The sequence below is a fragment of the Dyella sp. genome (assembly GCF_035277725.1).
Taxonomy (GTDB): Bacteria; Pseudomonadota; Gammaproteobacteria; order Xanthomonadales; family Rhodanobacteraceae; genus Dyella_B.
In genome coordinates, this window is sequence record NZ_DATEJY010000170.1 from 1 (window position 1) to 3250 (window position 3250).

Consider the following 3250-nt stretch of genomic DNA (forward strand, 5'->3'; position numbering starts at 1 on the left):
AAAGCAAGAGTAATGCCGTCATCACAATCCCCATATAAATTTTGAGACTTGGAACACGACATGGAACGGAGGCATCATAGGCACTCCCGTCGCGCCCGGTAAGGCGCAACAGGGGGAATCAGGGTTGGAATTCAAGCTCCGCGACGTACGTCATCCCGGTGATGTTCGGGATGCAGTCAAATGCGCGATGCCAAGCATCCCGGATCGGTCTTGGATGCGTGGCTCGATGTGTTTGTACTGAACCCCGGTTATCGCCGGGAAGCAGGGGAGCGATTGATTTGAAAACCTGGCTGGCCACCGCGTATTGCGGCGGGGCACAGGTTCGGAACATCGCATGACACCGGATGCAGGCGCATAAACCTGCGATTCGGCAGCAAGGGGTTTCGCAAAGTTAAGTTGATCGACGGGGAGTGCATGGTGCGCTCCTCTACCCACAAGCACCACCGCGTTTCGATTCAGAGGACAAGTATCGTGCGGATTGCATGCATGGCAGCAGCGTTGGCTTTGGCATTGGGAACTAGCTCGGTCTGGGCGCAAGGTAATGCGCCCGCACCGGGGCAAATCCTGATCAGTGGCGTACCGGCATCGGCGCCCGACATCCAGAAAATCATCGACGGGGAATACCAGAAGGCAGCGGGGGCAGGGGCGCCGGATCATGCGCAACTGCAGGCGCTGGCCGAGCGGATTACCGCGGCATTGCACAAGGCGGGTTACCCGCAAGCGCATGCCTATCTAGCCGACCAGTTCGCCACTTACAGCCTGGGGCCGGCGGCCAAGACCGTAGCGCCCGCCAATACGCAAGCGGCCGCAAGCGCGGTGGCTTCGGCAAGCGAAGAGGGCAATGGCAATGCGTCGCTGGCGTCGGCGCCTAGCGCAGCAGGCGTGGTGCCGCCGGTAAGCCAGCGCGAAAGCAGCGGGCAGAAGGTCGCCGTGCGCGGTTTTCGCATCGACGGCGTGGGCGATCATCCGGATGCCGGCATCACCTTCGACAGCATCCAGGCGCTGGTCAACGACCAGTACCGCAAGCTAGGCGGCACGCCGACACAACCGGCGATGCTCAGCTTTGCACAGATGCAGGGCGTGGCCGACAAGATTACCGAGCGCTATCGCAAGGCCGGCTTCATCGTGGCCGATGCCTTCTTGCCGGCGCAAACCATCGGCAGCGACCAGATGGTGCAGATCCAGATTCTGGAAGGCCGCGTCGGGCGCATCATCGTCAAGGGCAACAAGCGCTATTACGCGGATGTCATCGCCGCGCCCGCGCAGCAATTGAAAGACAAGCCACTGCAAAAAAGCACGGTGGATTCCGCGCTGTTGTACGTGCGCGACCTGCCGGGCGTGACGGTTGCTTCCACGTTCCAGCCGGGCCGGCAGACGGGCGATACCGACCTGATCATGGTCGCGCACGAGGCGAAGAATCCGTTCACCTTTACGCTGGGCGCGGACAACTACGGCACCTCGCTTACCGGCCGTTATCGCGCACTGGCTGGCGTAACGTGGAACAGTCCGCTGGGCATCGGCGACAGCTTGTCCGCCAACGTCGATTACGCGCTGGATCCCAATCAGAACGCCTACGGTTCGCTGGCCTATACCGCGCCGCTGGTGGTGGTGCCGGGGCTGAGCATGACGGGAGGCGTGACGCGCAGCGAATTGCAGATCAGTTCCGATGGCTTTGCCGCCTTGAAAGTGCGCGGCCCGACGACGACGCAATTCGCCGGCAGCGATTGGAAGTTCCTCAACACCGACGACATGAAGATGCAGGCCACGCTGCACGTCATGCGCGAAGAATCCAAGCTGAGCACGCAAGGCATGCAGCTGTCGGACGAGCGCTTCAACGTGCTGGAACTTGGCTATGCCATGAATCACACCGACCGGCGTTTCCATGGCGTGGATCTGTTGCAGGTGGACGTGCGCAAGTCGCTCAACGACCAGTCGAAGGAACCGGACCTGGTTGCGCCCAACCACGCGCACGATTTCACCCTGGCGAAGGTGTCGTACACGCGTCTGCAATTCCTGACGCCATCGCAGCGCCTGTACTTCAAGTTCACCGGCCAGTGGACGCCGGATGCGCTGGTGCCGATGGAGCAGTTCGTGATCGGTGGCCCGGACAGCGTGCGCTCGTATCCGATTGCCGATGGCTTGAGCGATCGCGGTTACTACACCTCGCTGGAATACCACGTGGATGCGCCGTTCATCGGCAACAAGCCGTCGCCGTTCTACGCGCGTCCTTGGCGTGAAGTGCTGGAGCTGGAAACTTTCCTCGATTACGCACGCGGCTTCACCGCGGGTGCTGATCACAGCAGTACGGTGCCGCCCCTGAATTTCAGCGGTTTCGGTGCCGGCTTCATCTTCCGCGTTCCGCAGTTCCACCATTTCGAATTCCATCTCGACGGTGCGATTCCCCTGGGCAGCCAGGTGGCAACGGATCGTCACGGTTACCACGTATATGGACGTATGGGCTTGACGTTCTAAGGAGGCCATCATGAATACGAGCATTGGCAAGCAGCAGCACACGTCACGTCACTCGCATGGAATGCCGGCCCTGCGGCGCAAGTTGCTACCGGCCAGCCTGATCTCCCTGCTGGGGCTTTTTGCCTGCGGCGGCGAAGCGTTCGCAGGCGGCCATGTGGCGGCGAACACCGCGCCGACCGGCGGCTCGATCGTCGGCGGCAATGGTTCGATCGCACAGAACGGCGCCAACACCACCGTCGTGCAGAAATCGCAGATGCTGGCGTTGAACTGGCAGACCTTCAACGTCGGCGAAAACGCCTCGGTGATCTTCAAGCAGCCGTCGTTCACCTCGGTGGCGCTCAACCGCATTCTCGACCAGAACGCCAGCCAGATCTTCGGCCACGTCAGTGCGAACGGCCAGATCTTCCTGATCAACACGCACGGCATCATCTTCGGCCGCAACTCGCAGGTAAATGTCGGCGGCCTGGTGGCCAGCACACTGGACCTGACGCCCAGCGATTTTCTGTCCAACCATTTCAACCTGGATGCGCACGGCGGCAGCGCCGGCATCGTCAATCACGGCACCATCGAAGCGGCCAGCGGCGGCTCGGTGAACCTGGTCGGCGGACAAGTCGCCAACGATGGCCTGATCATCGCCAACTACGGCCACATCAACCTCGATGGCGCCGATCGCGCGGTGCTCGATTTCGACGGCGACGGTTTGATCAACGTGCAAGTCACCGGCGCGCTGCAAAAGCGCTTGAATGCCGATGAAGCAGCCGTCACCAACAAAGGCACG

At 61.5% G+C, this 3250-nt stretch carries 2 protein-coding genes; both read left to right on the top strand.

Annotated elements, in window-relative coordinates; genetic code table 11:
* Positions 1-486 precede the first annotated feature (486 nt).
* A complete protein-coding gene (locus VJR68_RS14920; protein WP_324148925.1) occupies positions 487-2472 on the top strand; it encodes a ShlB/FhaC/HecB family hemolysin secretion/activation protein in 1986 nt (661 codons plus the stop codon).
* A 10-nt stretch (positions 2473-2482) separates the two neighbouring features.
* The coding region (locus VJR68_RS14925; RefSeq protein ID WP_324148927.1) for a filamentous hemagglutinin N-terminal domain-containing protein at positions 2483-3250 on the top strand (768 nt) is incomplete at its 3' end.